Source organism: Ilyobacter sp., assembly GCF_041583315.1.
Classification (GTDB): Bacteria; Fusobacteriota; Fusobacteriia; order Fusobacteriales; family Fusobacteriaceae; genus Ilyobacter.
Genome location: NZ_JBFHGC010000138.1, coordinates 1 through 5,719, shown reverse-complemented (window position 1 = coordinate 5,719; position 5,719 = coordinate 1). Strand labels below are relative to the sequence as shown.

The window sequence follows — 5,719 nt, the reverse complement described above, 5'->3', positions numbered from 1 at the left end:
GGCTCTAGGTTATATCAAGACATTAGAAAATGAAATGAAAGATATCGGAGTAGGTAAGATTGCTACTGTTTCGGGAAGATATTTTTCTATGGACAGAGATACAAACTGGGAGAGAACTAAGCTGGCCTATGATGCAATAGCTAAAGGAGAAGGGGTAAAAGCAAAATCTGCAGAATCTGCTGTGGAAGCTGCTTATGCCAAGGGAGAAACAGATGAATTTGTGATCCCGAGTGTTATTGTAGAAGGGGCCGAGTTGTCAGAGGGAGATGTATTCATCAACTTCAACTTTAGACCAGACAGAGCAAGACAGATAACCAGAGCTATAAATGACAAAGAGTTTACAGGATTTGAAAGAAAGTATCTCGGTGTCAAGTTTACTTGTATGAGACAGTATGATTCTAGTATAGAGGCTGCTGTAGTCTATACTGATGAAGAACTTGTTAATACTTTCGGTGAGGTCGTATCTAGAGCCGGACTCAAGCAACTGAGAACTGCTGAAACTGAAAAATATGCTCACGTAACTTTTTTCTTTAACGGTGGAAAAGAGGCACAGTACGAAGGAGAGGACAGAAAGCTTGTACCATCTCCTAAGGTGGCTACATATGACCTTAAACCTGAAATGTCAGCCTATGAAGTAACTGATGGGCTAGTGGAAGCTCTTGAAAATGATCTTTATGATGTAATTGTGGTTAATTTGGCAAATCCTGACATGGTAGGACATACAGGAGTCTATGAAGCAGCTAAGAAAGCAATAGAAGTAGTAGATGAATGCCTAGGCAGGGTAGCTGATAAGATAATCCAAAAAGACGGGGCACTTCTTGTGACTGCAGATCATGGAAATGTGGACCTTATGGAGGATCCTGAAACTCATGTACCTTTCACTGCTCACACTACAAACGATGTACCATTCTTACTTGTTTCAAACAAGTATAAAAACTCTAAGGTTAAAGACGGTAAATTAGCCGATCTGGCGCCGACTATGTTAGACATATTAAATATAGAAAAACCTGCAGAGATGACAGGTGAAACTCTTATAGTTAAATAATAGATTGATAAAGTCCTCGGGATATCTCCCGAGGACTTTAAAATTTCAGTAAGATTTTTTATGAAATTGTGAAAGCATCGAAAAATCGGATAATATTTTTATATTAAAGCCATCTGTGTAATATCATTGAGGCTGGTTTTTTTTATGAAGAGAGATTTCAGAGCAAACTTGATCAGGTTTACAAAGTTTTGAATGTGTGATAAAATTGACAGGAAAAATTTTGATATTTTAGGAGGAGAAATTTAATGATTGGAATAGGAATTGTAGGTCTTCCTAATGTTGGAAAATCAACACTCTTTAATGCCATAACAAAGGCAGGTGCAGCAGAGGCTGCAAATTATCCATTCTGTACAATCGAACCGAACATCGGGATGGTTACTGTGCCTGACAGCAGATTAGACGCTCTGTCAAAGATAATAAATCCACAGAGAGTACAGCATGCTACAGTGGAATTCGTAGATATAGCAGGACTTGTAAAGGGTGCAGCTAACGGAGAGGGCCTTGGAAATAAATTTTTGTCAAACATAAGATCAACAGCGGCAATATGTCAGGTTGTAAGATGCTTTGAGGACGAAAATGTAATCCATGTGGAGGGCTCTGTAGATCCTTTAAGGGATATAGAGGTGATAAATGCAGAACTTATCCTTGCTGACCTAGAAACTGTGGAGAGAGCCATTGAGAGACAGTCGAAACTTCTTAAGGCAAAAAATAAAGATGCGATAAAGTTAGTGCCGGTTCTTGAAAAGTCAAAAGCTCACTTGGAAGAAGCCAAGCTTTTACAAACACTAGAACTTTCAGAAGAGGAAAACCAGTTACTGAAGGCATATCAGTTTCTTACACTGAAGCCAATGATGTTTGCAGCCAACGTAGCAGAAGAGGATCTTGTGTCAGGAAATGAGTATGTGGAAAAAGTAAGAGAGTATGCTAAGAGCCTGGATGCAGAAGTTGCCATAGTGTCAGCAAGAGTAGAGGCGGAACTTCAAGAGATGGAAGAAGAGGACAGGTCTATGTTCCTCGAAGAGCTAGGGGTAACAGAGCCAGGTCTAAACAGGCTTATAAGAGCCGGATTTAAACTTTTAGGTCTTCAGACTTATTTTACAGCCGGGGTAAAAGAAGTAAGAGCCTGGACAATAAAAATAGGAGATACTGCTCCTAAAGCGGCTGGAGAGATCCATACGGATTTTGAAAAGGGATTCATAAGAGCTAAAGTCGTGGCTTATGAGGAGTTCATAAAAAATAATGGATGGAAAGGTTCTCAAGAGGCTGGGGTTCTGAGACTCGAAGGGAAAGAGTATATTGTTAAAGACGGAGACCTGATGGAGTTTCTTTTTAACGTATAGTCCGATTATTTTTTATAATTTCATTTTTTTATGAATATTATTTTTTTGAAAGCTTGAAAAAAAATGGAAACTTTGGTAAAATGAACTGCTAAATAGTTTTAAAACCTTTGTTAAGAAAAATTACTTGACAATTTTCTAAATTATCAGTAAAATAACTGAGTGTTTTATAATGAGGAGGATGGCCTTGATTATAAAAATAGATGAAATAAGGGCTAGTCAGAAACAAAGGATTGACTTTGATTTTACAGTCAGTAAAATGGAAGGACTCACTCTAGCATCTCCAGTGGAGATAAAAGGTTATGCAAAAGTTGAAAATGAAGGTTTTTTTGTCTGTGGAGAATACAATGCAGAGATAAAAACTACCTGTGTAAGGTGCCTAAAAGAGATATCATTGGATGTTTCCGGAGAGTTTCAAGGGAATTTTGTAGAACCAAAATCTTTCAAGGGATACTTGAATTCTCTAGAAGATGAGTGTAAGATTGACGATGTGGAACTAGGAGAAGCTGTTGATGGCGAGATCGATGTTGCTAGACTTGTCAGAGAACATATTATATTGGAAATGTCTCCCTACCCAGCGTGTGAACCTGAATGCGGTGGTCTGGAAGAGATGGAAAAATATAAAGATGACGGCATAGACCTAAGATGGAAAAAATTGTTTGAATTAAAAAACTAAATTTAAATAAGAATTGAGTAGGAGGGGACTAAGAATGGCAGTACCTAAGAAGAAAACTTCTAAAGCTAAAAAGAACATGAGAAGATCTCATGATGGATTAACAGTTACAGGATTAGCTACTTGTGACAAATGTGGAGCTCCTAGAAGACCTCACAGAATCTGTTTAGAGTGTGGAGATTACAACGGGAAACAAGTATTAGCTAACACAGCTGAGTAGTTTCTAAAAAAAGACAGGATGAAAATCTTGTCTTTTTTTTTTTATTTTGCTAGAATGATAAAGGATTTTATATTATAGGAGGTTTAGATGAAAGTAGCATTGGATGCTATGGGAGGAGATTTTGCTCCTGTGGAGGCGGTGAGCGGAGCTGTAATGGCTCTTAATGAAATGAGCCACCTTGAGATAATATTGGTAGGGGATAAAACATTAATAGAGGAAGAACTGAAAAAACACAATTATGATAAAAACAGAGTATCGATAGAACATACCGATGAGATAATAGATGTGCATGAAAAAATGAGCCCTGCCATGGCAGTGAAAAAGCAACCTAAGGCATCAATGAATGTAGCCATAGACTGCGTAATTGAGGGCAGAGCCCATGCCGTAGTATCTGCAGGAAATACAGGGGCACTTATGACAGCTAGCCAGATGAAACTAAGGCGTATAAAGGGTGTGCTGCGACCGGCGATAACAACTATATTTCCCTCAAAGCATGGTCACCTTGTCATGCTAGATGCAGGAGCAAATGCAGACTGTAAACCTGAATTTTTAAATCAATTTGCACTTATGTCAAAAGTATATGCTGATGTGCTTCTAGATATCAAAAACCCTAAGATAGGACTTCTAAATATCGGAGAAGAAGAGGGAAAAGGAAATGAAATTACAAAAGAGGCCTATACTCTGATGAAAGAAAATGATAAAATAAACTTTGTAGGCAATATTGAACCTCGTGATATGATGGAAGGTGAAGTTGACATAATAGTAACAGACGGATTTACCGGGAATATTGTCTTGAAAACAGGAGAAGGAGTAGTAAAGTTTATTTTCGATTTTTTGAAACAAGAGATCAAAAGTAGTTTTGTTTTGAAAATAGGAGCGCTTCTCTTAAAACCTGCTTTCAGAAGAATGAAAGAAAAAATGGATTCATCAGAATATGGTGGAGCACTTTTCCTTGGACTCAACGGGATATCTATAAAAGCACATGGAAATTCTGATGGGAAAGCATTCAAAAATGCTATAAAAGTAGCAGAAAAATTTGCTGAGGCAGATCTAACAGCGAAACTTAAGAAAGTAATCGACAAGGAGGCCTAGAATGAATGTAAAAAGTGCAGGAATATTAGGTATGGGTATCTATGTTCCTGAAAAAGTTATGACAAATTTTGATTTTGAAAAAATTGTGGATACAAGTGATGAATGGATAAGAAGCAGAAGTGGTATAGAAGAAAGAAGATTTGTAGCTGATGACCAGGCAACTTCGGATCTAGCTTCTGAAGCAGCGAAGAAAGCCCTAGAAGCTGCAGGGATGAAAGCTGAAGATGTCGAAATGTTAATACTGGCGACTTGTACGCCGGATTATCTGATACAAAATACAGCGTGTATAGTACAGAAAAAAATCGGAGCAGTCAACGCAGCTGCCTTTGATATACAGGCTGCGTGCAGTGGATTTGTATACGGACTAACTATAGCATCTGGAATGATAAAGGCCGGGATGTATAAGAAGATACTTGTAATAGGGGCTGAGGCTCTCTCTAGAGTGGTAGACATGCAAGACAGGAACACATGTATACTTTTTGGTGACGGTGCATCAGCAGCGGTCGTAGGAGAGGTAGAAGACGGATACGGAATTCTTTCTAGCTACATAAAATCTGAAGGTGAAGATGATGAAGTTTTGAGAATGCCTGCCGGAGGAACCAAAAGGCCAGCAACAATTGAAGAGGTTGAAAACAGAGAGACTTTCTTAAAAATGAAGGGGCAAGATGTATTTAAATTTGCAATTCAGGCGCTTCCAAAGGCGACACTTGAAGCACTCAGGCTTGCAGGAAAAGAAACTACGGATCTTCATATGATATTCCCTCACCAGGCAAATAAAAGAATAATAGAGTCTGCTGCAAAAAGATTAAAACTTCCAGTGGATAAATTTTATATAAATTTAAATAAATACGGTAATACTTCTGCTGCATCTATCGGGCTAGCTCTAGGAGAAGCTCTAGAGAAAGGACTTGTAAAAAAAGGAGACCTTATTGCTCTTACAGGATTTGGAGCAGGTCTTACCTATGGTTCTGCAGTTATAAAGTGGGCCTATTAAATAGTAGTGTTTTTAAGAGGTTGACATCATGTTTACCTTATGATATATTAAGAATACATGTGTAATTAATTAAGGAGGAATCTATGTCTAAAATTGCATTTGTTTTCCCTGGACAAGGAGCTCAATACGTTGGCATGGGAAAAGATTTATACGAAAATAATGAAACAGCAAAGAAATATTTTGATGAAATTTTTGAAAATATGGAAATTGATCTTAAAAGAGTTATGTTTGAAGGACCTGAAGAGGACCTTAAGCAGACTAAATATACTCAGCCTGCAATTGTTGCAATGAGTCTTGTTCTTTCTAAACTTATGGAAGAAAAAGGGATAAAAGCTGACTATGTAGCTGGACATTCAGT

At 37.9% G+C, this 5,719-nt stretch carries 7 protein-coding genes; all 7 read left to right on the top strand.

All coding sequences use genetic code 11. The features are described from left to right. A partial coding sequence (gpmI, locus tag ABZA26_RS06290) for a 2,3-bisphosphoglycerate-independent phosphoglycerate mutase (RefSeq protein WP_372713668.1) occupies positions 1-1,045 on the top strand: 1,045 nt, incomplete at its 5' end. A 245-nt stretch (positions 1,046-1,290) separates the two neighbouring features. Continuing rightward, entirely contained in the window at positions 1,291-2,385 is a 1,095-nt protein-coding gene (gene ychF / locus ABZA26_RS06285; protein ID WP_372713667.1) for a redox-regulated ATPase YchF, read from the top strand. A gap of 184 nt (positions 2,386-2,569) precedes the next feature. After that, positions 2,570-3,058, top strand: coding sequence for a DUF177 domain-containing protein (locus tag ABZA26_RS06280; RefSeq protein WP_372713666.1), 489 nt, complete (start codon positions 2,570-2,572; stop codon positions 3,056-3,058). Between the two features lie 34 nt (positions 3,059-3,092). Next, on the top strand, positions 3,093-3,275 hold the full coding sequence (gene rpmF / locus ABZA26_RS06275; protein WP_319370148.1) for a 50S ribosomal protein L32: 183 nt from the start codon (positions 3,093-3,095) through the stop codon (positions 3,273-3,275). A gap of 87 nt (positions 3,276-3,362) precedes the next feature. Next, positions 3,363-4,367 (top strand): phosphate acyltransferase PlsX, encoded by a 1,005-nt coding sequence (plsX, locus tag ABZA26_RS06270; protein ID WP_372713665.1) that lies wholly within the window; start codon positions 3,363-3,365, stop codon positions 4,365-4,367. A gap of 1 nt (position 4,368) precedes the next feature. Beyond that, on the top strand, positions 4,369-5,361 hold the full coding sequence (locus ABZA26_RS06265) for a beta-ketoacyl-ACP synthase III (protein ID WP_372713664.1): 993 nt from the start codon (positions 4,369-4,371) through the stop codon (positions 5,359-5,361). 83 nt (positions 5,362-5,444) lie between these two features. Beyond that, the coding region (locus ABZA26_RS06260; RefSeq protein WP_372713663.1) for an ACP S-malonyltransferase at positions 5,445-5,719 on the top strand (275 nt) is incomplete at its 3' end.